Origin of the sequence: Aequorivita todarodis, assembly GCF_028561335.1 — a bacterium.
Taxonomy (GTDB): Bacteria; Bacteroidota; Bacteroidia; order Flavobacteriales; family Flavobacteriaceae; genus Aequorivita; species Aequorivita todarodis.
The window spans coordinates 1-26668 of sequence record NZ_JAQQTG010000009.1; the positions used below are offsets into that span (position 1 = coordinate 1).

Genomic DNA, 26668 nt, shown 5'->3' on the forward strand with positions numbered 1-26668 from the left:
ATTACTCTTTAATCAAGCGTTTCACAGTGCTTGCGCTGTCACCAATAATCTGTACCATATAAACTCCAGAAGCAAGCGATGAAACATCTACTGTCTTCACGCCCTGCATTGCGCGAAGGTCTGTCTGGCTTACCAGTTTTCCGTTTATATCATAGATCATCATCTTCTCAAGGGAAATGTCGGTCTTGTTCATAAGGTTGACCACATTGTCCGCTGGGTTGGGGTATAGCGCCAAACCTTTGTCCAATGAGTTCTCGGCCACTCCAATAGTAGTTAGAACAGTAAGTTCAAAAGTACAGGTCGAAGTATTTCCATACTCGTCGGTAGCGCCCATCGTGATGGTGTAAGTGCCATCAGGCAATGGAGTGCCCGGAGCTGGATCTTGGGACAGGATAGTCACGGGATCCGTACAGTTGTCGTCCGCGGTCGCCTCGCCAGTTGCGAAGTAATCGGGCAAGATGTAGAACAGGTTACCGGCTCCCGGGTCAACAGTTTGATCTGCTGGGCAGGTAAGTTCCGGAGCAAGTCTGTCAACCACGCTCACCTCTGCAACGCAAGAGGCAATATTGCCACTGGTATCACTTACAAACACGGTAATCATTATCGTTGCCCCGATATCCGCACAGCTTACCGTTGGGACATCTACGGCGATGGTACTGATCCCACAGGCCTCGTCTATGTTGGAGAGTAGGCTATATGGGTCAACGGCGGTAGTCCCGTCAGGACCGAGCTCGATTTCCACAACGTTGCCTGTTGGAATGGTCTCGTAGCTCAATGTGAAGTTGTCCACACCGGCGCCCCAGGCCCAGCCACCTTCGTCATCGTAGGTAAAGCGCACTTGGAAGTCGGCATTCAGATAGGCAAGCATATCCAGGTTTCCTGAATTGGTAGGAGGGGTATCCACATCAACAAACAATATCTGTTGCCAAGCGGCACCGTCATAAACCTCAACGGTAAGGGTACCGTCGCCCGCAAATTCCTGCAATGAATAATCAAAGGAAAGGGAGGCGGAATCGGCGCCGCTTATATCATAAACCGGAGAGATAAGGGTCGCGTTGTTCACTTGTCCACTACCGGCGGCATCATCATCAAAGATCGCCGCGTTTGTAGCGAACGCTGGGCCGCCCGGCATAACGCCNGAGTCTGTCAACCACGCTCACCTCTGCAACGCAAGAGGCAATATTGCCACTGGTATCACTTACAAACACGGTAATCATTATGGTTGCCCCGATATCCGCACAGCTTACCGTTGGGACATCTACGGCGATGGTACTGATCCCACAGGCCTCGTCTATGTTGGAGAGTAGGCTATATGGGTCAACGGTGGTAGTCCCGTCAGGACCGAGCTCGATTTCCACAACGTTGCCTGTTGGAATGGTCTCGTAGCTCAATGTGAAGTTGTCCACACCGGCGCCCCAGGCCCAGCCACCTTCGTCATCGTAGGTAAAGCGCACTTGGAAGTCGGCATTCAGATAGGCAAGCATATCCAGGTTTCCTGAATTGGTAGGAGGGGTGTCCACATCAACAAACAATATCTGTTGCCAAGCGGCACCGTCATAAACCTCAACGGTAAGGGTACCGTCGCCCGCAAATTCCTGCAATGAATAATCAAAGGAAAGGGAGGCAGAATCGGCGCCGCTTATATCATAAACCGGAGAGATAAGGGTCGCGTTGTTCACTTGTCCACTACCGGCGGCATCATCATCAAAGATCGCCGCGTTTGTAGCGAACGCTGGGCCGCCCGGCATAACGCCAGATCCGAATGTCCAATCCTGTGAACCTGCAGCAATGTCTGTTGACCATCCGGCAGGAATGGAAGCACCTTCAAAATCTTCTGTTTCCGTAGTCGTCGTATTGGCAGGGCCACAAGTGATCACGGGAGAAATATTATCGATAACATTCACAACTGCCATACAGGTAGCAGAGTTTCCACTGTCGTCTGTAACGGTAACCTCAACAAGGTTTTCGCCAAGATCGGCACAGGTAAATTCTAGACCAGAACTAGCAATAGTTTCATAATGAACGGTACCGTTCCAAACACGAGGAGTAAATACTGATCCAGAAAACAATCCGGCTACAGCAGTTCCCAGAGACATTGACATATCCGCATTCGAGAAGTTTTGGTTTGTACCATCACCGTTTGTATAACGTTGTCCAACACCGGTTGTTACTACCGCAAAACCGTAAGTGGTATTTGCTGAAAGTACTACAGGCACATCCAGAACAACATTACTAGGCAAATCCGTACCCGCACCGACTCCAGAACCAGAGGCGGCAACAGCACCCCAAGCAGCTGCGTTGGTTTCATTACCTACATAAGTTCCTGTAAGAACATATAGGTCTAAATCAAACGCCGTTGTACTTGTAGTATTAATGTCTAGTTCAGTTACTTGAATATCAGCTGGGCCTACAGTTACGTCGTACATTACTGTCCAACCTGAAGCACCACCATTTGTTCCTATAAAGAAGGTGCTTAAAGAACCAGCAGTTCCTCCACCAACACCGCCAGCGGTAATTGTATATCCACAAGCTTCGTTAACACCTGAAACAAGGTCGTTGGGATCTACGCTTGCCATTCCGTTTGCATCAAGGTAAACGTCAAGGCCTCCGCCTGAGGCAGCCTCATAGCTCAACAGGAAGTTGTCAACGCCAGCGCCCCAGCCCCATTCACCTCCGTTGTCATCATAGGTCCAACGCACTTGGAATGCCGCATTCACATAAGCGGAAACATCAATTGACTCTGTCTGGATATCTGGATCTAAATCTTCATCGTATAATGCAATTTGTTGCCAAGCCGTACCGTCGAACACCTCAACCGTAAAGGTCTGTGTCCCGGATTCCTGGAAGGCCACGTCGTAGCCAACGGTTACGTTGGAAGCCGCGGTAAGGTCATATACCGCAGAAAGAAGCGATACGTTGCTCGCTGGTGCACCAGCACCACAGTCGTCATCGTCAAATATCATTGCCAGGCTCGGGAAATCGTCCCCGGTAGGCATATCGCTGCTGTTCATCCAGTCGCAGGTTCCCGTATTCACTACGGTTGACCAGCCCGATGGAAGACCAGCTTCAAAATCCTCTGATTCGGTAAATACTCCAAAACCGCCTACACAGAATACCTCGGGAGCGGTAACGTCCTGAACGGTAACGGTAGAAGTACAGGTTGATGAATTGCCAGCGTTATCGGTAACAGTAAGTGTTACTGTATTTGCACCGGTCATCGAGCAATCGAACGAAGATACATCCAAGGTCATAGAGGCGATGCCACAGTTGTCCGTAGAACCATTGTCCACATCAGCGCCCGTAATTGTTGCCATTCCCGTTACCGGATCAAGATCCACGGTAAGGTCTTGGCAGACTGCCACAGGGGCTTCGTTGTCAACCACGGTAACCATAAACGAGCAGGTTACGGTGTTGCCATCGCTATCGGTTACGGAAAGTTCAACCGTAGTATCACCCACAGGGAAAGTACTTCCGCTTGGAGGAGTAGCAATAATATTACCAGATATGTTACCATCTTCAACATCAAAGGCAACGCCGGCAAAGTTTGCTACTGCACCACAGGTGCCCGCAGCATTATCTATTGTAATATCTGCCGGACAAGCGATGGTTGGTGCATTACCAACAACGGTTATCAAAGACATATTAAGACAGAAAGAGTTTAAGGATCCACCATCGGCAAAACCTCCAAAATCAACAATCCTTAAAGTCCAAGCCCCATTCACGGCTTCACCTGCAAAAAAAGTATTTAACAGGCCGCCTTCTGGCAAGTAATCTGCAGCCGGGGCGCCACCTGTCCAACTAGTTACGGCATTACTTGAGCTATCCGTAAATGTTAAAGTCGCAGCAGTGTCCAATCCGCTTGAGCCTCCATTTCCAGAAGTAAGCACAAGTGTGGAAGATGAAGGAGCAATCAAGGTAATCTCAAGGTCTCCAACCCATCCGTCTTGAGCGTTTAGTATTACATCATCAAAATGATAGTCGCCACTGGCTGTACCGATAACGCCAGTTTCCGTAACGTTGAGGGTCGAGCTAATGTCGTAGGGTGGGTCAAATGTTATTGGTGTGTCTGTAGCACATTCGTTGATGTCGCCACCTGGAGCACCAGCTGGAAAACCGCTTACGGTAAGTTCAAAAGCACCTGTAGCACCACCAAAGGCATGAACCAATACATAATATGTAGAAGAACCGTCTGATGTGAAATTCACAGCACTCTGAAGTCCACAGGAATCATCATTCCCTGCAACACAGGTTAATGAACCACAACTTCCTGTATATACGGAAAGCTTAGTGTCATAAGCTGTACCGGTACAAAGGCTCAAATCTACTACACTTCCTGTTCCAGAAGTATCAGTAAAAGTGTACCAAACCCCTGGAGATGAAATTGAAGTGCCACAAAATGGCGCCGTATCGGTTGTTGCTCCAACCGATGTACCCGGAATTACACCATCCCCCGTAATGGTTATGGCATTCGCACATAAATCATTGGCAGGCTGGGCGAGCCCAACTGCGCAAATGAAAAACGTTAAGATTAAAAAGGTAATTTTTCTCATAAATTGATAATTTAAAATTAATAGTTAAAATGTCGTTAAAAATACTGTAATTTATCTTAAAGTACAAATAATTCCCTGAACTAAAATTTTATATATTTAGTAATTAATTCAACTAACCCAAAAAATATTTTTTTCTGTTATTTTAAACGCCTGTTTTTTAGTCAGTTAATACAATTCATTATGAAGACACTCATTGTAAGCCTCATTTTTTCAATGTTTTTATTTTCCTGCTCACAGCCTTCAAAAAAGGAAAATGCCACGGAATATACCGATAGCGCGACTACCTTATATTCAAAAATCACTTCTGAAACTTCGCAATTGAATTTCAAAAATGTAATAAAGGAAGATGTAGATTTTAACTTTTTAAATTATACCTATATCTATGTAGGTGGTGGCGTGGCTGTGGGCGATATTGACAATGACGGGTTGCAGGATCTTTATTTTGTTTCCAGTATGGGCCCCAATAAATTGTACAGAAACAAAGGCAATCTCGTTTTTGAAGATATTACAACTACTTCAAAAGCGGAAGACTACAAAGGCTTTTCCACCGGAGCTAGCATGCTGGACATCAACAACGATGGCTGGTTGGATATCTATGTGTGCAAAGCAGGATCTGTAAAGGACGATAACGCAAGAAGAAACCTACTGTTCATAAACCAAAAAGACGGTACTTTTAAAGAAGAAGCCAAAAAGTGGGGCCTGGACGACCCCGGTTATTCCACCCAAGCATACCAGTTAGACTATGATAAAGATGGCGACTTGGACCTATATGTTGTAAACTACCGCTACGATTTCAAAAACAACACGACCATAAGCGCCGAGATTCAAAGCCAGATTGAAGAGATTACCAGCGACCAATTATACCGAAATGACGGCACTACTTTCACAAAAGTAACCGGCGAAGCAAGGTTATACAACAAAACTTGGGGCTTGGCCGCGGCCGTGGGCGATTTTAACAACGATGGCTGGGACGATATTTATGTTTCCAACGATTTTCTGGAACCGGACCAGTTGTACATCAACCAAAAAGATGGCAGCTTCAAAAACGAAATAAACAGCCGTATAGACCACATTTCTTTTTATAGTATGGGTTCAGACTATGCCGATCTCAACAACGATCTTCTCCCAGATCTTTTAACCGTAGATATGACTGCGGAAAACTACAAGCGCAGCAAACAGAATATGGCTTCAATGGATACCGAAAATTTCTACAAAATGGTGGCCATTGGTTACAACCATCCCTATATGGCCAATATGCTCCATTACAACAAAGGCAACGGAAAATTCAATGAAACCGCACTTCTCAGCGGAGTTGCCAAAAGCGACTGGAGCTGGGCGCCGCTCATCGCAGATTTTGACAATGACGGGATGAAGGATATTTTTATTACCAACGGCGTTATAAAAGATTATACCAATCAGGATTTCAGGACCGAGATGAAGAAAAAAATGGCCAATAAGGAACAGATGACCCTGGAAGCAGTACAAGCTATGCTACCCTCCCAAAAACTGAACAATTATATCTATAAAAACAATGGCGACCTTACTTTTTCCAAAAAGATGGAGGAATGGGGAATGGAAGACCCAACTTTCTCAAACGGAGCAGCCTATGCCGATCTCGACAACGACGGCGATTTGGATTTAATAGTCAACAATATAGACGATGAAGTAGGGCTATACCGAAACAATGCCAACAATAATTTTCTACAAGTAAAACTGAAAGGCCCAAGCAATAATTCCTTGGGGATTGGCGCAAAAGTGTATGTGAAAAAAGCAGATACCATACAATTTCAGCAGTTGTATCTCGCCCGCGGTTTTCAATCTTCCGTTACCGATGTACTTCATTTTGGGCTTGGCAAGAATGATAAGGTTGACGAAGTGGTCGTGCAATGGCCCGATGGAAAAATTTCAAAACTCAACAGCCCGGCGAGTAACAAAATGTACAATTTGGATTATAGCACCGCCACTGCGGGAACCGTTGCGTATCAAAATCCCATTTCCAAAAAAGTGAGCTTGGACCCTGCGAGTATTGGGATTGACTATGTGCAGAAAGAGAACGATTTTGACGATTTTACACTGCAACTTCTTATTCCCCAGAAACAATCCACCAAAGGCAGTGGCCTTGCGGTCGCAGATGTTAACGGCGATGGCTTGGAAGACTTTTTCGTGGGAAATGCCGCCGGAGCCGAAGCCGCTTTGTACATTCAAAAAACGGATGGCAGTTTTTCAAAAACAAATGAAGCACTTTGGAAAAACAACGCAAAATACGAAGACGCAAACGCACTCTTTTTTGATGCCGATGGCGATGGCGACCAAGACCTATATGTGGCAAGCGCTGGTTATGAACTGGATGAAAAGAGCCCACTCTTACAGGATAGGCTTTTTGTAAATGACGGCAAAGGCAATTTTACTTATAAAAAAGAAGCTTTGCCACCTATGCTCGTTTCCAGCAAAAGCATTGCGGCCGCAGATTTTGACGGCGATGGCGATATCGATTTGTTTGTTGGTGGCAATGTGGTTCCCAAAAAATATCCGCTTCCGCCACGCTCCTATCTGCTTAAAAACGAGAACGGAAACTTTATAGATGCAACCGAAGAAAATCCTTCACTTAAAGAAATCGGGATGGTTTCCGAAGCTGTCTTTACCGATTATGACAACGATAAAGACCTTGATCTTTTGGTAACCGGAGAGTGGATGGCTCCAACCATTTTTAACAACAACAACGGAAAGTTCACCAAAAATGAAAACATTGCCGGGCTTGAAAATACCGAAGGCTGGTGGTTCACGGTAACTGCCGCAGATTTTGATGGAGATGGCGACGAAGATTATGTTTTTGGAAACATAGGCGGAAACAATAAATTCCATCCTTCCGCGGAAAAACCGCTTTTCATTTATGCCAAGGATTTTGACAGCAACGGCAGTTTTGATGTGGCGATGAGCAAAATAAACGACGGCAGGCTTGTTCCCGTTCGCGGCAAGGAATGCAGCAGCCAACAGAATCCATTTCTGCTCGATAAAATAAAAAGCTATAAGGAATTTTCCAACTTGGACATGAACGGTATTTACGGGGAGGAAGAACTTAAGGAAGCCTTTAAACTAACCTGCCATGATTTTGAAAGTATGTATGCCGAAAACCTGGGCGGCGGAAAATTCAAGGTGAAAAGATTGCCAAACGAAGCCCAGTTGGGCCCTACCCTTTCCTTCGTTTCCCGCGATTTCAACAACGATGGAAATATGGATATTATGGGCATTGGCGCCATTTATGATGCCGAAGTGGAAACCATACGTTATGACAGCAATTACGGGTATGTGCTGCTGGGCGACGGCAAAGGCAGTTTTAATTTTTCCAGAGAATATGTGCCGTTTATAGCCAGCGATTCAAAAAATATGAAGGCCATTAAAATAAACGGGAAGGAAATGTATATGGTTGTAAGCAATAATGCGCCCTTGCAAATTTTCAATTTTAAATCGTAGATTTTGCCTTCCGGCCTCCCTTTGGGGTGGAGTTTTCAATATAAAATGATGATTTCAAACCAGTTCCTTTTAGGGTTTGGGCAAAAAATAGGTTGAAATCAAAATCGCAAATTATACTGTAACAGGACCTCAATATTAATGTTCAGAAAAATGGCCTGTACTGCTCCACCCGAAAATCGATGGTGGTTTTTTTGGGAAATTCGGCCTTCATTTTTTTATAGGCAGTAAGACTTCCCACCGCCCTATTTGCCGCTCCCGAGGGCGCAATCAAGGAAACGGTTTTTACAGTTCTACCACTATTTGGCATCAGAAATTTATGGATGCGCGGCACTTTGTTGGATACCAATTGGAGCGAAATATCGTACTCTTTTAATTTTCTTCGGAAGAAATATTCGGGCCCATTTTTACTGTTTCCACCAGTAAAAAGGAGGGTATCAATTTTAGGGTTTTGCTGAAGGATGGCAACCAGATCGCGCAGTTCCACTTCCAACATCCCGATGTCCGAGGCATCTACCTTTTCGCGCTTTGCGGAAGCGACCATATCGCAAATGCCGATGCCTCTTTTTATGAGAAAATTCTCGCGCTGGAGAATAGCTTCAGCAGTCGTTTCAAACTTTAAATTTAAGTCGAATATTTTGTCCAAAATTGGCCACAGCTGCCCGTCGCGGCTGCCGTAGCAAAAATCCACATCGCCTTCCTTTAATTCCCCAGTTGTGAAACGCGGCGGCGGAAGGGTTCCGACAATCAGCTTGGTTGCGGTGTTGGGAATATACGGCGGGTATGGGTGAACGTGGTGGAACAAAGGGAATGTCGATTTGCGATTTATGATTGACGATTTCAGTTTCGTTTTTACCGAATAAAAACTGGCTCCTGCTCCTTCTCGGTATATTTTTCACTAAAACCATAGCCGTCATAATCAAAAGCTTTCAGTTCATCCAAGGTTTTTACATTTTTATCAATTGCAAAACGACTCATACTGCCGCGCGCTTTTTTGGCAAAGAAGGAAATTATTTTAAGCTCGCCATTTTTGAAATCCTTGAAAACAGGCGAAATTACCGGAACCTTCAGTTTCTTTTCGTCAATGGCACTAAAATATTCCACGCTTGCAAGGTTTAGGAAAAGTTCGTCCTCTTTCAGTTCGTCGTTCAAGGTTTTGGTGAGTGTTTTTTTCCAAAAAGCATACAGATCCTTTTTTCGGTTTACGGGAAGCTTGGTCCCCATTTCCAACCGATAGGGCTGAATTAAGTCCAACGGGCGCAACAGCCCGTACATTCCCGAAAGTATTCGCAACGAATCTTGCAAAAGATCTATTTTTTCCGAAGGAATGGAATACGCATCCAGTCCCGTGTAAACATCGCCGGCAAAGGCATACACCGCAGGCCGGGCATTCTGTTTTGTGAAGGGGGTATTGAATTCTTTGTAGCGCTGGTAATTAAGCGCTGCCAATTTATCGCTGATGTCCATTAGTTTGCCAATGGCCTTTTTGCTTTTGCGCTCCAGCTTGTTGTTTATCATTTCGGCCTCTTCCAAAAATCGGGGTTGGGTGCCGCGGCCAGTGGGAAGTTTGGATTCAAAATCCAGCGTTTTTGCTGGGGAAATTACTATTTTCATTAAATGCTTCTTTGCTTCAAAAATAATGAAAAGAATCGGGATTTGGGCCCCGATAGATCGGGATGGGATTTGCGATGTGGAATTTGGAATTTGGGTCCCGATAGCTATCGGGATGGGATTTGCGATTTGAAACATGGCTTTTACAAATGAAGTCAAAAAAATACCCTGAGCTGCCAGAAGAGGTTGCTTGTAAATTTTCCATTGAACTTTCCGCATCGTTTTCCCCGCTTCATTCGCACTTCGCATTTCGTACTTCGCATTTCGTATTTTCAATCAATCCTTCTTCCGATTGTGGTAAAACTCAATCCCTGTGCGCCGCGAAGTGAAGTCATAATTGCCTCAAAAAGAGGCTCGGGAGTGTTGGGCGCCGTAATCCATTCAAAAATAAAATTGGCGCCGCTTCCGCCGTGGTTGTCGGTTTCATCTATTACTATTTCCACGGTCTCCAAAGGTTTTAGGTAAATGGTTTTTTTAAAATAGCGGCGTATCAAATCGCCGTTGGTGCCATAATAATCTGCTTTTGAGATGTAAATAGTATCCGTATCGCTCACATTTCGAAGACTTATCATTGCGGTAAGATTCTGGGTCTTTTTTAATGAGATACTATAGATGTGTGAGTAAACGCTTAAGTACGTTTTTCCGGTTTGCAGGGAATCCTGTATGAATGCCGAGATTTTAGGCCCCACATAATGGTCCTCCCAATGGTTGGGGCTGTAGGAGCTAATTTCCTTTTCATCCTCGCAGGATACAAATATTCCGACAAGGAAAAGGAATGCTGCAATCTGTGATATTTTAAATAATTTTCCCATTGTTAAATACTCCCTTTAAAACTACTGCTTTTTATTGATTTCGGCTTTTGTTTCCAGCAATTCGTTGATTTGCCATTGGCGTGCCTGATGTTGGTTTGCCAAGTGCATCGCTTTGTCAATGGCTTCATTTGCTTCAGCTGCGTTGTTTTTTGCTAATTTAACTTTGGCCAAAACGTGGTACGTGTCAAAATTGTTCGGGTTTACCGCCAATGCCTCGTTTAAAAGCTGTTCGGCCTCCTCATATTTTTTCCCTTCCATAAGGTCGCCGGCTTGGGCATTATTGAACAGTACATAAGCATCCGGGCTTATAATCTTAAAAGCATCGGCAACCTTTTTTCGCTCTTTATCGTTTTTTCTTAAAATATAATTTGTGTAGCCTATTACCGAAGGAGCACTGTTAAAAATATTGCCATACTGCTTTTGCACTTCGGCATAATGGGTTTTTAATTCTTCGGCATCGGAAAAATACAGCTTGTCCAAATACCAGTTTTTAAAAATTTCGCCCAAGGCCCATTTATAGGTTGGAAGCCCCACCGAGTTGTGGGTTTCATCGGGAAACTCTTTAAACGTCACGTTTTTGTCCATAATGCTTTTGGGCACTTTTTTCAGGAATTCGACCACGCCCATTCCTTTTTCATTGGCAAGCGAAATATACACGCTCGCGGGGGTGCTTCCGGTTTTGCCCCAAGTGTTTTTTAGCACATCCTCCATTGCATTGTCTGCCCACCACAGCGCGGGGCTGATGGCGATGTAATCATTAAAAAGGTTGGGATGGTTGATGGCGGTATTGATGACAAATATTCCGCCAACGGAATGGCCGCCCAAGATTTTATAATCTGCCGTTTTGTAGTTTTTATTTACGTAGGGAATCAATTCCTTTTCAAAAAAACCTGCCATTTCCTCCGCATTGCCGCTATCTTCCACGCCTTCAATACTGGGCTTGCAGTTTCTGCGGTATTCCTTGGTTCCCTTTCCCGAAAGGGCCACCAAAATCATTTCGGGAATAAGTTCACTTATCGCACCCTGCAGTTCCAAAAAGCCAGCTACGTACTGAAAGTTATAATCGCCGTCCAAAATATATAGCACGGGATACTTTTGGTTTATGGAGGTATTATATGAAGGGGGAAGATATACCGAGAATTCCCTGTCCTGTTGCAGTATTTCAGAATAAACCTTGTCCCGTTTTCCGATGGAAATATCCTGGGCAAAAACAATTGCCGAACAAAACATTACCAGAAGCAATAGCAATTTTTGATTTTTCATGGTTCCCTGAACTAGTGGCTGCTACGAATATAATTCATTTTTATGAATCTATTCCTGTAAGGTTATGCGGCTGAAAATTCCAGAATGTTCAAAGCCTTGTACACTTTTTTTATTCCCTTTTTATTTTCCGAAAGTACTATTAGCACGTCATCGGCATTAATTACAGTGCTTCCATTGGGGGTAATGTATTTTTCATCTCTTTTTATCATTGCGATAATGGCGGTTTTGGGGAATTCAATCTCCACAATTTTTTTGCCCACAACTTTGTTTCCGCTTGCAATGCCAATCTCCCGCATTTCGGTTTTGGGATGTTCCTCCAAAAACTTTTCTGAAGGTGTCCTGATTTTCTCGGCAGCGGGAATACTTACTTTTAGCCATTTTGCAACTATGGAAAGCGTAGTTCCCTGAATTAAAATGGAGGTAAGGGAAATGAAAAACACGATGTTGAATATCATATTCGCCTTATCAATTCCGGCCAATAACGGATAGGTTGCAAATACGATGGGCACAGCACCCCGCAAGCCCACCCACGAAATGTAAAACCGCCTGCGCAATTTCATTCTGAAGGGAATCAAGCTTATAAAAACCGCAGCAGGGCGCGCCACAAAAATCAAGAACAGCGATATTAGGAGCCCGATGCCAATTACAGGAACAATTTGCGAAGGAAACACCAAAAGTCCCAAGGTCAGGAAGAGTACAATCTGCATAAGCCACGCCAGACCGTCATACATTTTAAGGATGGTTTTTTTGTGAATCAGGTATTGGTTGCCCAAAAAGAGTGCGCAAATATAAATTGCCAAAAATCCATTGCCGCCCACAAAATCGGTTACTGAAAAGGTGATGAACATCAACGCAATTACGAGCACCGGGTATAGCCCTTCAAAATCTAAATTTATTTTATTGATAATAATCTTGCTGAGTTTGCCAAAGCCAAAACCAGCTATGGTTCCAATAATCATTTGCTGAAAAAACAACGGAATCATCGAGGCCAGCCCTTTGTCCTGGTTGATTACCAACCCCAAAAAGGCAATGGTCAGCACATACGCCATGGGGTCGTTGCTACCACTTTCCATTTCCAGGGTAGGGCGTAAATTAGTGCGGAGCGCAAGATTTTTGGAACGCAAAATGGAAAACACTGCGGCCGCATCGGTAGAAGAAACAATACTTCCCAAGAGCAAACTTTCATAAATGGTAAAATCGGTAACGTAATAAACAAAGGTCCCCAGGCCTACAGCCGTCAATAAAACCCCAAGGGTGGAAAGCGCGAAACCTTCTTTCATAATGGGCTTTACCGCTTTCCAGTCAGTATCAAGGCCGCCTGAAAAAAGGATAAAGTTCAATGAAATTATGCCTATCAATTGTGCGAGCTGCGGATCGTTAAAGCTGATGCCGCCTATGCCATCTTCACCTGCAAGCATTCCAATTCCCAAGAAAAGCACTAAAGTGGGAACACCGAATTTATAGGAGGTTTTGCCCGCAATAATACTTATTAAAAGTAGGATGGAACCAACAAGCAGAATGTTTTCAATGGTTAAATTCAATAGCTTTTCGGTTTAAATTCGCATACTCGCAAAATACGAATTTTAGTTTTTAAAAATAACCGCAATTTGCTTTTTAAATTCAAAGGAAACATTTCCAAAAAATACGAGTGCCCGATTCACAAATAAGCCTAAATTTTGCAAGCAATGGCAACTTACAAAATTGAACTGCCAACGGGCATTGAAATAAAAGGAGTGCCGTCTTATTCGAGGAAAACCTTTTTGGTCATTATTTCACCCTGAATGTCCACCTTAACAATAAGCATTCCCGCGGAAAAGTAATCAGTGGGCATTTCAACTTCGTTTGCCCCTTTTTTGAGGTCGAATTCCTTGTTTGCGATCATTTTTCCTTGTATGTCAAAAATCGCTACTGAAGCGCGCCGGTCTTCGGGCAACTGAAGGCCCACTTTTATAGGGTTTCCATACTTGCTCGGATTGGGATAAACCGATAGAGCATATTTTTTCGACGCTTCACTTAATTTTCCCACTGACGAATTTGTTTGATTGGAAGCGTTTCTTCCAGAATTTTGGGTCAATGTTCCATAGGCTTCAAATTCAATGATATGCACCCCTATATTCGCTGAATTGTAATTCATATTTACCCGTAAATAACGCGCTGAGGGGTTGTTGAGGTTAAAGGAGTTTCCTTGGTTAGTTGCGGGTGTTGTGTTTGCATTGAAATCGACCAAAGTTGTCCAAGTTGTCCCGTCCAGCGACCCTTGAATATCGTATTGATAATACCTGCTACCGTCATAATAGTTAAAAACAACCAATTGGCTAAGATCGTATTCAGCCCCCAAATCCACGCTCCACCATTGTGGGAAAGGACTGGCCCCCCACCAATTATCTATTGTATATATACCATCAACCGCCTTAGAGCTCGCTGTTTCGGAACCACTGGAGGAAGAGGTTGGTTTGTTTAAAGCCAGATTTCCACTAGGTGGTGCAAGGTCGTCACTTATAATATTTACAGTGGCACTAAAAGGCGTACCCACCGTATAACCGGCACCCGATGAAAGTGTTAGGATTACGGTTTCAACAGGCTCCACCTCTGTATCATCAACAGGAATTACCGTTATGGTGCCACTCTGCTGCCCATTGGGGATGGTTACAGTTCCCGAAAGGGCCGTATAATCAGAACCCGAAGAAGCTGTACCTCCCACGGTATAATTTACCGTAAGCGGGCCGTTGTTGTTTACTGCATCGAGACTTACCGTAAAAGTTCCATTGTCCAACGGATTCTCGGCAGCCGATGCATCTGTTGCAGTTATGGTTGCTTGGGGATTATTGGAACCGGACAAAACCCCATAAGCCTCAAACTCGATGATATGCACGCCAAAATTCGCGGAATTGTAATTCATATTTACTCTTAAATAACGGGCTTTCGGGTTATTGAGGTTAAACGTATTTCCCTGGCTCGTAGCTGGGGTCGTATTTGCATTAAAATCAACCACGGTTGTCCAATTGTTTCCGTCTGTGGAAGCTTGAATGTCATATTGATAGTAGCGATTATTGCCATAATAAGTTATGACTACCAATTTGCTGATGTCAAACTCATTCCCAAGATCCACCTGCCACCATTGGGGGTATGGAATTCCCTGCCAATAGTTGCTTTTGGAATAGTTACCATCAACGGCCTTATCCTTTGTAGAAAATCCGTTCGATGCTGTGGTAGGTTTTAAAAGCGCAATGTTTGTTCCAGGGGGAATAACGTCCTCACTACTAATGTTTACCGTTGCAGTTGCAGGAGAACCAACATTATAACCAGTGCCCGAAGCCAAGGTAAGGACAACGGTTTCGAGTGGTTCCACCTCCGTATCATCAATTGGGGTAACCGTAATGGTTTTGCTTTGCTGCCCAGTGGCTATGGTTACTGTTCCCGGGAGGGAAGTATAATCAGCCCCGGGCGTTGCCGTGCCACTTATGGTATAATTTACTACAATTGGGCCGCCAGTATTTACTGCATTTAAACTTACAGTGAAGGTGCCCGTATCCAAGGGATTCTCCCCGGCATTGGCATCAGTGGCAACGACCGAAGCTATCGGATAGTTATTTGCGGGAACCGTTCTGAAATATTGCCTATACAACCATACATTGTGGTCATTGTCCCAAGTGCTGAAAAATGAATTATCCGAAATACCCGAAGCAGTAGCACCCCAGGTCCCGGCATTAACCATAAAATCATTATTGAAAACATTTACCGGCCGAATGGCGGTATCATATTCGCTATACAAATTCAAGGTTACCCCTCCAATGCTATTGGCAACATCCTGCATTATGAGGGAAGAATGAACATGGTCTGAATGGTCATCGGGATTTATTGAAGCATCATGATCGGCCAAATTAAACTTTATGTTCCCGATGGATTCTGTTTGAACAATGGATTTCAGCGTATTTTCCAAATCTGCCAATGAAGAATAGGTAGCAGTGCCATCAATTGCCGAAATGGAAGGAATGGAACCATTGTATAATTTTTGTAAGCTCTGGTCGTTTGTGCCCGAATATCCGGTCCCTCTATAATTCCCATCAGGCAATCGCAGAAAATAGATTACTGCATTTCTATAGCTTAATTTTAAAATTTGATGCCCATTTACGTTTACCGTAGTTTGATTCATATTTGTGCCGGGCGCGCCTTGGTTGGTAAAAGTATTGGACATAAACCTAATTGCGCGTAAACTGCCCTCTTCTCGCGCCAAATAATAGTTGTTTGTAATGCCATTCCCGGCATCTCCCGCAGTGGTATGTATAAAAACCACTTTTTCATTGGTGCCTTTTATACTGTTGTAGGCATTCGGATTCATAAATAATTGCCAATCATCAGGATGGGCCGAAACATATACACTGGTAGTTTGTGCAGTCAAACTTGGGAAACCGACAAATGCAATCAGTCCAATTATAAATACAAATTTGCTTATAGTTTTCATGGTCAATTATATTTCAAAATCTTTCCTATTGGTTAAAGGAAAGAAATATTTAATTCGTGTGTTGTTTTATACCCTAATAAAAAAGCCCCACCCAACTTTTTTGTTAAAAAAGTCAGAATGGGGGATAGGCGGTAAAGGTAATAAAAATTATCTTACCCTATTGTGTGTGGCTTTTTATAAATATCAAATCCTCGACGCATTTAAAGGACTGGTAATAACCGTTATACGTTTTTTTAATGAGAAATGTTCAATCTTTTCTATAGGGCAAAATTTCCCCTTGGAAATTAATAGTACCACGAGCATTACTGCTGATGGAAAGCGAAGCATATCCCGAATCACTCACGGACAACGTTATTCCATAGGTATTCCCGTTCTCGTTTACAATTGTGTTTACTTGGTATTCCTTATTCTTCGCAATCGTAAAATTTTCAGGCTTTCCTTGAAAACGCATCCCCTTGTCTGGCCCCGAAGCCATTCCGCTATAGGCTCTTCCGTAAAAGGGAAGGTTACTTACAATCTTCTCTGGCGAAAAGGTTACGGAATAACCACTTCCCACTAAATTTTTAGGCGTTCCACCCGTGGGAAATGCAGTGTTGGCAATAAATTCAAAGGACTTGGAATTCAACAATCGTTCAATGTTGCTGCTATTTTCAGTTACTTGGTTTGCGTTCACTTTTAAATCCTTCTCTTGTGCCGAAGCATTTCCAAGTGTAAAACAAAATAATGCAATGACTAAAAGACTTTGTATTTTCATCGGTATAAAATATTTGAGAAATAGAAAGATGGAATGCCCTAACATATATTCATCTGGTTTACAATTTGTTAACGGACGTTTCATAATTCATTATTTTTTTTGAAAGAAATTAAATCAAGGTCCGTGCCGAAAAACGAATGTTTCCGTTAACTATCGACCACAAAAAACGCAAAGGAATATTCATCGAATTGCGCACCTTAAAAGCGGGCCAACTGAACACTGAACACTGAAAAAAAATTACGGTTTCCAGTCCTGCAATTCTTTCAAATAAAGGTAAGATTCCACAAAATCAACCTGCTCCTGCCCTGCCATTTTTTTCAATAGATTCAATGCGGAAACATAGCTGATTAGATTTCCGTTGGACGAGAGAAACTTGCCGTCCTCCACATATCTAACTACGCTATCATCTTGAACTTTTAGGTTTGGATAGTCTTTTTGAAGCTGCTCTCCCCCGCCAATGTAGGTCACAATTTTTTTCCCATCGGCAATTCCGCTCGCGCCGATGAGTTGTGCACCGGCACAATTGCTCACGGTATATTTTGTGTTTTCGTTCTGCTGCTTTATAAAGTCCACAATTTTCTTATTATGGACCTGGGCGTACATATCATAGGCACTGGGCACAAAAAGCACGTCTAATTTTGGGCAATTTTCAAAGGTATAATCGGGAACTATTTTTAAACCTTCCTCGCTTACAATTGGATCAGAGGTTTCTGCAATAGTTATTACATTGAACAGCTGTTTTCCACTTTCTGTCGGTTTTGTAAAAACGTCGGTAGTGGCGGTAACTTCGGTGGTCAAAACGCCATTGTACATTAACAGACCAATAATTGGCAAGCTGTCGTTCAGGGGTTTTAGGGCTTCCCGCTCCATTGCCGCAACCACTTCTGGGTCTGCCGGGCTCGATTCTGGACCGGTAGATTTATCGGTGTTTGAAATGCAGCCCACAAGAATAAGGGAAAGGACGATAAACGGGATGCTTAATTTTTTCATGAGAATTATATTTTGAGGATTTAAAATTACAGTTTACACGGCAGATCCATTCATAAACAAGCGTTAAAAACACCTAAACGCCCAAACCTCAAAACTAATCGACTCATCGACTATGCCTTCAAATCAATCTCCTTCAAATTTTCAATTCTATTGCGCTGAAGGAAATCGTCTATGGTTTCAAAATGTTCAATAACCCGTTTGTCCTTAAATTCGAAAACTTTTTCTGAAAGGCCCTGAAGGAAATCGCGGTCGTGCGAAACCAGAATCAAAGTGCCATCAAACTGAAGCAGGGCTTCTTTCAGCACATCTTTCGATTTTAAATCCAAGTGGTTCGTAGGCTCATCGAGAATCAAGACGTTTACGGGTTCCAGCAATAGTTTTACCATCGCCAAACGGGTCCGTTCCCCTCCCGAAAGTAAACCGACTTTTTTGTCAATATCGTCTCCGCTGAACATAAACCGGCCAAGAATATTTTTTATTTGGGTGCGGATTTCGCCCTTGGCAACCTCATCTACGGTCTGGAAAACGGTGAGTTCCTTATCCAAAAGCGCGGCTTGGTTTTGGGCGAAATAGCCAACCTTGGCATTGTGGCCCAAAGTACATTTTCCCTCAAAATCAATCTCGCCCATAATGGCTTTTATCATCGTGGATTTTCCTTCGCCGTTTCTCCCTACAAAACTCACTTTTTCGCCTCGTGAAATACTCATATTGGCATCCTTAAAAACCACATGGTCACCGTATTTCTTTGTAAGCCCTTCCGCAACAACCGGATAATCGCCACTGCGCTGTGCGGGCGGAAAACGGAGTGCCAAGGCTGAAGTGTCGATCTCATCAATTTCAATAATTTGAAGTTTCTCCAGCATCTTTTCCCGCGAATTCACTTGATTGGTCTTGGAATACGTTCCCTTAAAACGCTCTATAAATTGCTGTGTTTCCGCTATGAATTTCTGTTGTTCTTCGTACGCTTTTATTTGATGCGATCTTCTATCGGCGCGCAATTGCAAATAGTGGCTATAATTGGCTTTGTAATCGTAAATACGGCCCATGGTAACTTCAATGGTCCGGTTGGTGATATTGTCAATAAAAGCCCTGTCGTGCGAAATCACGATCACGGCCTTTGCTTTATTCAACAGGAAATCTTCCAGCCAAATCACCGATTCAATATCCACGTGGTTTGTGGGCTCATCCAGCAAGATCAAATCCGGTTTTTGAAGCAGCAGTTTTGCCAATTCAATCCGCATGCGCCATCCCCCGCTGAATTCACTGGTTTGGCGGTGCAGGTCGCTGCGTTTGAAACCAAGGCCTCGCAGGGCTTTCTCTACTTCGGCCTCGTAGTTTATTTCTTCCAAGGCGTAATATTTCTCTCCGAGCTCCGCTACTTTGGAAATGACGTTCATATAGGCATCGCTTTCATAATCGGTGCGGGTTTCCAGTTCTTTGTTCAACCGGTCCATTTCGTCACGCATTTCAAAAATCTGCTTAAAAGCCTTGGAGGCTTCCTCAAAAACGGTGCAACTATCATCTGTCAACAAATGCTGCGGCAGGTATGCAATCACGGCATCTTTTGGCGCTCGCACGTTGCCGCGGGTGGGAGTCTGCTCGCCGGCTATTATCTTCATCATCGTACTTTTTCCCGCGCCGTTTTTCCCCATTAGGGCTATTTTATCGTTTTCGTTCACAACAAAGGAAACATCGCTGAAAAGGGTATCGCCACTAAACTCAACTGCCAAACCGTCTATTGAAATCATGCTTTAATGTGTTATTATAAATGAATTAGGACCTTAGGACATAAGAGGTAAGACAACTGTTTCGAAACAATCAGCCCGCTTTTTCTGTCTTACGTTTTAAATCTTTTCGTCTTAGGTCTTTTTTTAAGGCTGCAAAACTATTAAAAAGAAGTGGATTAAAAATTAATTGAAAGGAAGTTGTTCGATGAATTTTGAAGGAATAAAACTTCAATTTTTTACGGGTTTGGTAGCTATCTTCGCACAGGTTTTACGGCTTTAAATTCAGATTCATTTTGTAAATTCACACTTCGAAATACTCCCTGAATTAAATTCGCCCTTAAATTCCTACGCAAAACCTATGTGATCCTTAATTTAAAATCACATTAGTATGCCATTTCACCGTTTTTTAAACAATCATTTATTTCGATTAGAGGGAAGGCTTTACAGTGGAAACTTATCGGAAGTCCAATTCAAAATAGAATCTGCATTGGATCGGACCCAATCGTTGATTGTAGATTTGGACCCACTTGAAAAAATTGATGTTGCCGGGGCATATATGCTTTACATCGCTTCGGAAAAAGCAAGGGAAAACAACAAACGGATTATCCTGTTCTGCAAGGAAAATGAAATTGTGAAACTTGTTTTTTCGTACGCTGGCATCCATTATTCAAGTAAGCTTCCAAGAACAGCTTTTTAAGGCTGTTTTATTTGCTTTTCACACAATAATTGGATATGTTTACCAAGTAATCAATAATTGCCGCTATGCTTGGTTTTTATTCATTTTGTAAGAGCAATTGTAACCTAACCGGATTACGGAAATCTTTGGTTGCATTCTTTAAACTGAAAATCATCTTCCCGAATTAAGGCGCACCCGCGAGTGTGCCGTAACGGTTTCCCTTTTTTTAAGCGTACATCCACCCCAAACACCAAAACTTTTGGTGTTGCCAGCTCGCTATATGGTTTAATCTGAAAAGGGAACCGGGATGTCAACTTTCTAAATTTTAAAGAATTGTATCATGGCTAAAGGAAGAAACCTTAGAACCTCCTCTAAAGATGCAAAGGCATTGAAACAGGAAAAAATATTGAGAAAACTGGAAGAAAAAAAGATGAAAAAACGCAAATCGCGCGTATAGTTTTTGTTTTTGAATAGTTGGTTTGATGACGAAGAAGGGCCGTGTCCGTGCCAAATTTTTAGGACCGGCCCTTTTTCTATTTCTGTTAAAAGCAAGAAAGCTTTACAAAGAAAAATCAAAAACCCGCACTCCTAAAGCGCGGGTTTTATCAAATTAATTGGGGAGAAATAAGCCAGTGGCTCAGTTCAAATATAATAAAAATCTAAAAACCGACAACCCCTTGTTCAAAACATACTGGATTGTACGTTTTAGCCTCTAAAAATGCGCCGTCAAGGCGAGAATAAAATTTCTTCCGGCACCCGAAATCCCCGAGCTGTATGGTCGGTAACGTTGGTCTGTCAGGTTCTCAATGCCCCCGCCCACATCAAAGGTATCGGTGAGCTTGTACAGTGCTTTATAGTTAAGCGTGTACCAAGCCGGCGAATAGGGGTTTCCATTTTCGTCCAAGGCATAGATTTCGGTTTTTCCTTTTTCACCTTCCGGCAGATCCTCAAAACCGCGTTTTCCTTGATAGTTCAGGTTCAGTTCCATACTTAATTTGTTCGCTTTGTAATTTAAGCGTGAAACACCAAAAAACGGGGAAGCGTGGCGCGATGGGCTAGTGTCTCCATTGTCCAGTTCCTCTTCGCCTTTTTGAAAATTCACATCCGTGGAAAAGCCAAAACCTTTTGGCAGCTTCACCTCAACGCCAGCCTGCACTCCATAAACATGGGCAACGGCAGCATTTTGGATTGCTTGTACCCGGCTCATTTCACCTTGGTACACAATGCTGTCCTGTCCGTTCAGTTTATAATCCCGCCGCACCATGGCATCTTTCAATGTTGTGTAATAGCCCGTGATATCAACTTTTACAATACCTGCAAAAATCTTGGCGACCCCCAAATCTGCATTATAGGCATATTCGGGTTTTAGATCAGGATTTGGAACTACCACACTTCCGGGCTCAGAGTCGAACACCTTTCCCACATCATCAACATTGGGCGCTCTAAAGGCACTGCCCAAGTTTGCGCTTACCACCCAAGATTCAGTGGGGCGATAAACCCCTCCAAGGCTTCCGGTAAGCGCACCTTTGCTCAAGTTTGCCTCGGTAAATGGAAAGGGATAAAAGGTAGTGTCAAATTCAGAATCCAACATAACAAGGTTATAGCGCGCACCTGCACTCAGGGTGAATTTATCCGCTACTTTATATTCATCGGTAACATAGGCCGCCAAAGACTGCCACTTGGATTGCGGATAGCGGGCAGGGCCAACCTCTGAAATACCTGTAGAAATATCGGTCAGTTCCCCTTTGGAATTTACGTCGTTCAACACATATTCCACGCCGTAGAAAAAAGTATTTTTTTCACCTGTTGCCTTTATAAAATCGAGATTAAAGGAATAGGCGCCCACTTCTTCGTTTTGTGTGCTGCGCTCGGTTTTGTTGAAAGTTCGGTCAATTCTGCTTTCTTCAAACCATTGGTGTGCCAGGCGCAAACTCATTTGATCAAAAACTGAATTGTTGGCCGTATAATTTATATTCAGGGTGTTCATCATCCATATTTGTGGGCCGTAGTCCCATTCGGCATAACGGGGCAATCCATTGCGAACTCGTTGGTGCCTGTCATATCTTCCATAGGGAGAGGTTTCCGAGAAGTGGAACCCGTATTGAAAATCCCAATTTTCAGTTGGTTGAAAGCGTATTTTTTGCATCATATTTATCTGCGAATATGCCGAAGGAATCTGCAACAATTTGTCTTTCTGCGTTATTACAACATCTGCGCTGTCCTGTCTTTCCACGTAATAATCCTTAATATAATCTTCGGGACCGTGACTTCCTTGGCGAAGATTATCGTAATCCCACGAACTGATACTGGTAACGAACGCCCACTTTTTAAAACCCAGGTTCACGTCAAAATGGCCCGTTTTTTCCTTATTGGCAGAGGAATAGCGCGCACTGGCCTTTCCTGTAATTAAAGGTTTGTCCGTCAAGGAAAGTTGCGGCGTAAGAGTTTGGAAACTCATCACTCCGCCAATGGCGTCGCTGCCATAAATTACGGAACCGGGACCAAAAAGCACTTCCGTACTTTCTATGGCGAAGGGATCCAGATTGATAACATTCTGAAGGTTCCCCGAGCGGAAGATGGCCGTGTTCATGCGCACTCCGTCCACGGAATACAACAGCCTGTTTGTCGCAAAACCGCGGATCATTGGGCTGCCTCCGCCCTGCTGGCTCTTTTGGATAAACACTTTCCCCGAAGCACTTAAAAGATCTGCCGCTGTCTGTGGGTTTTGCAGGGCCACCTCTTTTGCTGAAATGGAAATGATTTTTGAGGGCACATCATCGCTGCTCTGTCGCCAACGCGAGCCAGAAATGACCACTTCATCTAAGCTGAGATTGGAAGTTTCAAGTGAAATTTTAAACCCTTCCTCTTCCAATTCCGCATAACTTGTTATCAGCGTTTTATAACCCAGGCTTCGTATTTCAATCCTTTCCACATTTTTAAATGCTGAAATATCTGCCTGTCCCTTGGAGTTGGTCGTGGCATAAAGGTTGGATTTTGCATTTGTAAGCGTTGCCAAATCTATGGGTTCGTTGGTCTGTTGCTCCGTGATGGTTATGGTCTGGCCATAAATACCGCCCACAAAACCGAACAACATCCAAAGTATGAATAGTTTTTTCATTTTTATTCTTTGCTTTTATAGTTAACGTGTCCTGAAAGAACACAATAGTCCAAGTTGCCATTTGTTGATGACAACTGTATAAGGTTTTGATCTATATAAATGTTAACGTAGCCTGGGAGGAGGCGTGAGTGGCGAGATAAGAACGGAATTGAAAATAGTGCTATGCATCGTATCCTGATAAGCTATTCCTGCTTTTTGCAGCGGTGTGGCCTGCCAACTAAACGGGGCTGTGCAGAAAAAAGACCATAAATACTTGTGAAGGTTTTTTTTGGCTTTTTGGGTATCCTCATCTCGATCAAAGGCAGAAGCAACCAGTTTTTTAAGTTTCTTGTTCAGATTGGTTTCTTCGTAATCCCACCAGCAACGGTAAAAAATTGAATCGCCTCTTATTTCTGCGGAAACAATATCGTACATCTGCCCCTTGTATTCAAACTCTTTGGCATGTTCCCAGCGCAGTTTGGTTTCTGCATCCTTTTTTGAAAACTTCAGAAGCACCAATTCCTCCTGATCCATTCCGGCGATCATCTTCCATTTTATTTCGCGTTTGAGAGCGGATTTTTCAAATTGCATATAAAGATACAGTGTTGCAACTGGTGCAACCAAAATAAGCAATAGCGATATGGCGATTATTCTTTCTTTCAATGGAAAAATTAAGGATAGTCCAAATGTCGTAAAATTGAAAGTAATTGCGTGTCCATTTTAATCTTTTTTGTTCTTCAAAAAAAAAGACCATCCTATGTTACAGAATGGCCCTTTGTTTATAATAATAAAATTTCAAAAATCAATACCAGCCCCGTATATTATACATAACGGTATTGGGTTGGTTTTTGGCATAGGCCATCAGCACGCTTTGCGCTCCTTTGGCAATTTCAATGTTCGCGTCCAATACTTTCAGTTTGTATTCCCACGGACGGTCGCTAAGTGTCTTTACCCTACTTTCAATTTTGGAAAAAAGTGATTTTACCTTTGGATAACAAGAGGAAGAAGGTTCAATGCTCGCCAAAATGGCCCCGGCTTCATTAGCGGCAGCCAGATCTTGGTTTGCAGTCCAAATAGCGGTAGCCTCTGCCAGTTGCATTTCGCAATCGCGGTCTATGGTTTTTTGGTACATGGTTTTTAAACTTTTTCCAACTTTGTCATAACAGGTGCTACTGACCGGAACGTTTACCAATAATCCCAAAGCTTCTTCAAAACGATTTTGGTTAGCCAAGGTATTGGCCTCTTTTTGGATCAGCTCGCAGTTGTCGTTGAAGAAATCAATGATCTTTTGTTTTCCCTCAGTAACAAACAGCTGCACATCCTCGCCATTGGTCCTCATATTTTTGATGGCCGCAATGTAGGCTTTGGTCTCGTTGGAGCCCACACCTTTCACATTAAAGCTCTTACTGGTGTAAAGTGTACCATTTACACCATCACCAATATAGAGTGTTATATCAAGGTTAAGTGCAATTTTTGGTGGCGCTGATCCTATTACATCCTTGTTCATTACCGAAACATTCGGAGTAATAATGAAACGTGAATTATAGGAAACATCGCTGATGCCGTTTTTAGTAACCATTTGTCCCAGTTTGGTTTCCAGGATTTGTCTGGCAGCTGCAGGCACTTCTGCCATTTCATAGGGAATGTATGTTCCCAATGCAATATTGGAACTGCTGTTCTGTGCCGTTCCTAGGACGACAGCAAGCAGTAAACAGATTGTAAAAAATAATTTTTTCATAATGTGGTTTTTTTATTTTCCTCCTAAAATAATCGTTGCCCTTCCCAGTCCTTTCATGACCAGTTTGTTGGGTATATTGTAAGGGGCGCTGCTCAAGAACTTGCTCAAATCCCTCACATATCTTCTTGCGTCGATGGCATTTCCCTGTTCATTGTATAACGGAATTCTGACTTGTTCAAAAAGCGCCATATTCTCGGTCATATCTGTAGTGTTGAAGCGGCCTTTAACCGTATTGTTCTGAAGCCAGTCCTCAATAACGAAACCAAGTTCGTCACCACCGCCGTATTCGGTTTCAAGATCACCGTCCCAGTCGTCCCATTTTTGGATGCGGACGATTATTTCACGTCCGTTTTCGAACATATCGTCAAAATGCGATTGCAATGAAGCCGTAAAATTGTCCATATGCGAAAGTACTGCTTCTGAAAGGAGCACAGGAGTTTCCGCAGAAAACGAAGGAGCCCCGGTACCTGTTGCCGTAGCAATTTGTTTATCTGTATAGGAATCTAACCCCTGAAGGTTAAAGTTGATGGATTTTTTTGGTCCGGTCTTGTTTACCGTCCAAGTAAGTTGGATGATTATATCGGCTTTGGCAGCTTTTTTGAATTCATCAATGGGGCTTTCGGCTATATCCGACCCAGATTCCTTGGATTGTCTCAAATTGTCCTCGGCACTGTTTGATGATATTGTTTTTATTACAGATTCCATGTTTTTCAGTGGAAAACCGCGATCCGCCATCATGCCGTTTATTTGGCTTATAACCTGCAAAACCTCAGGATTTTCCTGAAAGGCGCGTTTGTAATCGGCAATCTTTTCAGTAGAGCCTTGGTTTTCAAAGGTCATCGCATATCCGTTCTGAATGCACCAGGCATCGCTTGGCACTACCATTAAAGTCGGTTTTTTGGCCTGACTGAAGGCGATGGTAATGCTAAAAAATGCCAACAGGCAAAGTATTAATTTTGGTTGTTTCATTTGTATCTATTTTTAGAACCCGCTGGTCAGGGATTTGATAATATTTTCTTTTTCGAGTCTTTTTCGCAATTGGTCGCTCATTACGGTAACCACGGCCGCTATTTTATATTCGCGCTTACTTACCTTCAACCGGTCTCCAGGGGCAATACTGCCATCGGTTGCGGCGGAAACATATTTTAAGTACTCGCCACCTTCGGCAAAAAAAGCATCAAAAAACGCTTGGTGCTCCGCTTCTATAGAGGGATCTTTTACCAATGGTTGAAAAGAGGTGCATCCTTGGCCGCCGCCGGCATACCCTTTAAAGATAATTCCGTGCACTGCATTGCGCATTGCACTTGAAATGGCGTGTTTGGGATTTTTGGAATACGACCAAACTTTTACCAACTTGGCGCCTTGTTTTGCAATGCCTTCGCACTCTATGTCATAGCGCCAGATTTTAGTATCTTCCTTCGCCTTTTCCTTTTTCCATTGTGCCTGTGCGCTAAAACTGGCGACAAGCACAAATAAAATAGTTGTAAATAAATAAGATGGTTTCATAAATGTTAGTTGTT

At 43.2% G+C, this 26668-nt stretch carries 18 protein-coding genes; 2 read left to right on the forward strand and 16 right to left on the reverse strand.

Annotated elements, in window-relative coordinates; all coding sequences use genetic code 11:
• Window position 1 precedes the first annotated feature (1 nt).
• Both POV26_RS03910 and POV26_RS03915 read right to left on the reverse strand, forming a co-directional pair.
• On the reverse strand, window positions 2-1132 hold the full coding sequence (locus POV26_RS03910) for a T9SS type A sorting domain-containing protein (RefSeq protein ID WP_272855178.1): 1131 nt from the start codon (window positions 1130-1132) through the stop codon (window positions 2-4).
• Window positions 1089-4550, reverse strand: coding sequence for an HYR domain-containing protein (locus POV26_RS03915; RefSeq protein WP_272855179.1), 3462 nt, complete (start codon window positions 4548-4550; stop codon window positions 1089-1091). The genes POV26_RS03910 and POV26_RS03915 overlap by 44 nt, the downstream gene beginning before the upstream one ends.
• Window positions 4551-4730: 180 nt before the next feature.
• Between POV26_RS03915 and POV26_RS03920 the strand changes: the two genes are divergently transcribed.
• Window positions 4731-8021: a VCBS repeat-containing protein gene (locus POV26_RS03920; protein WP_272855180.1), complete on the forward strand. Its 3291-nt coding sequence runs from the start codon at window positions 4731-4733 to the stop codon at window positions 8019-8021.
• A gap of 142 nt (window positions 8022-8163) precedes the next feature.
• On the opposite strand, the gene POV26_RS03925 is transcribed toward POV26_RS03920, so the two are convergent.
• From POV26_RS03925 to POV26_RS03965, 9 genes are all read right to left on the reverse strand, one after another.
• Window positions 8164-8823, reverse strand: coding sequence for a uracil-DNA glycosylase family protein (locus POV26_RS03925; RefSeq protein ID WP_272855181.1), 660 nt, complete (start codon window positions 8821-8823; stop codon window positions 8164-8166).
• Between the two features lie 47 nt (window positions 8824-8870).
• Window positions 8871-9632 carry a peroxide stress protein YaaA gene (yaaA, locus tag POV26_RS03930; protein WP_272855233.1) on the reverse strand — a complete coding sequence of 254 codons (762 nt, stop codon included), beginning with the start codon at window positions 9630-9632 and terminating at the stop codon, window positions 8871-8873.
• A 269-nt stretch (window positions 9633-9901) separates the two neighbouring features.
• Window positions 9902-10441, reverse strand: coding sequence for a DUF3124 domain-containing protein (locus POV26_RS03935; protein ID WP_272855182.1), 540 nt, complete (start codon window positions 10439-10441; stop codon window positions 9902-9904).
• A 21-nt stretch (window positions 10442-10462) separates the two neighbouring features.
• The gene (locus tag POV26_RS03940; protein ID WP_272855183.1) at window positions 10463-11704 is read right to left on the reverse strand and encodes an alpha/beta hydrolase; all 1242 of its coding nucleotides are present in this window, start codon (window positions 11702-11704) and stop codon (window positions 10463-10465) included.
• Between the two features lie 62 nt (window positions 11705-11766).
• Window positions 11767-13245, reverse strand: coding sequence for a potassium/proton antiporter (locus POV26_RS03945; protein WP_272855184.1), 1479 nt, complete (start codon window positions 13243-13245; stop codon window positions 11767-11769).
• Between the two features lie 200 nt (window positions 13246-13445).
• Complete coding sequence (locus tag POV26_RS03950; protein WP_272855185.1) at window positions 13446-16166, reverse strand: galactose-binding domain-containing protein; 2721 nt, start codon at window positions 16164-16166, stop codon at window positions 13446-13448.
• Window positions 16167-16413: 247 nt separating this feature from the next.
• Window positions 16414-17004, reverse strand: a complete 591-nt coding sequence (locus POV26_RS03955) for a DUF4251 domain-containing protein (RefSeq protein WP_272855186.1) — start codon at window positions 17002-17004, stop codon at window positions 16414-16416.
• A 153-nt stretch (window positions 17005-17157) separates the two neighbouring features.
• Window positions 17158-17910: a DJ-1/PfpI family protein gene (locus tag POV26_RS03960; protein WP_272855187.1), complete on the reverse strand. Its 753-nt coding sequence runs from the start codon at window positions 17908-17910 to the stop codon at window positions 17158-17160.
• Window positions 17911-18020: 110 nt separating this feature from the next.
• Window positions 18021-19658, reverse strand: a complete 1638-nt coding sequence (locus tag POV26_RS03965) for an ABC-F family ATP-binding cassette domain-containing protein (RefSeq protein ID WP_272855188.1) — start codon at window positions 19656-19658, stop codon at window positions 18021-18023.
• 367 nt (window positions 19659-20025) lie between these two features.
• On the opposite strand from POV26_RS03965, the gene POV26_RS03970 reads away from it, so the two are divergent.
• Window positions 20026-20334 carry an STAS domain-containing protein gene (locus tag POV26_RS03970; protein WP_272855189.1) on the forward strand — a complete coding sequence of 103 codons (309 nt, stop codon included), beginning with the start codon at window positions 20026-20028 and terminating at the stop codon, window positions 20332-20334.
• A 691-nt stretch (window positions 20335-21025) separates the two neighbouring features.
• Here POV26_RS03970 and POV26_RS03975 read toward each other — a convergent pair.
• The 5 genes from POV26_RS03975 to POV26_RS03995 form a co-directional block, all read right to left on the reverse strand.
• Window positions 21026-23431: a TonB-dependent receptor gene (locus POV26_RS03975; RefSeq protein WP_272855190.1), complete on the reverse strand. Its 2406-nt coding sequence runs from the start codon at window positions 23429-23431 to the stop codon at window positions 21026-21028.
• 102 nt (window positions 23432-23533) lie between these two features.
• On the reverse strand, window positions 23534-24073 hold the full coding sequence (locus POV26_RS03980; RefSeq protein ID WP_272855191.1) for a hypothetical protein: 540 nt from the start codon (window positions 24071-24073) through the stop codon (window positions 23534-23536).
• Window positions 24074-24212: 139 nt separating this feature from the next.
• The gene (locus POV26_RS03985; RefSeq protein WP_272855192.1) at window positions 24213-25148 is read right to left on the reverse strand and encodes a hypothetical protein; all 936 of its coding nucleotides are present in this window, start codon (window positions 25146-25148) and stop codon (window positions 24213-24215) included.
• A gap of 12 nt (window positions 25149-25160) precedes the next feature.
• Window positions 25161-26117: a DUF6175 family protein gene (locus tag POV26_RS03990; RefSeq protein WP_272855193.1), complete on the reverse strand. Its 957-nt coding sequence runs from the start codon at window positions 26115-26117 to the stop codon at window positions 25161-25163.
• A 12-nt stretch (window positions 26118-26129) separates the two neighbouring features.
• Complete coding sequence (locus POV26_RS03995) at window positions 26130-26654, reverse strand: hypothetical protein (RefSeq protein WP_272855194.1); 525 nt, start codon at window positions 26652-26654, stop codon at window positions 26130-26132.
• Between the last annotated feature and the right edge of the window lie 14 nt (window positions 26655-26668).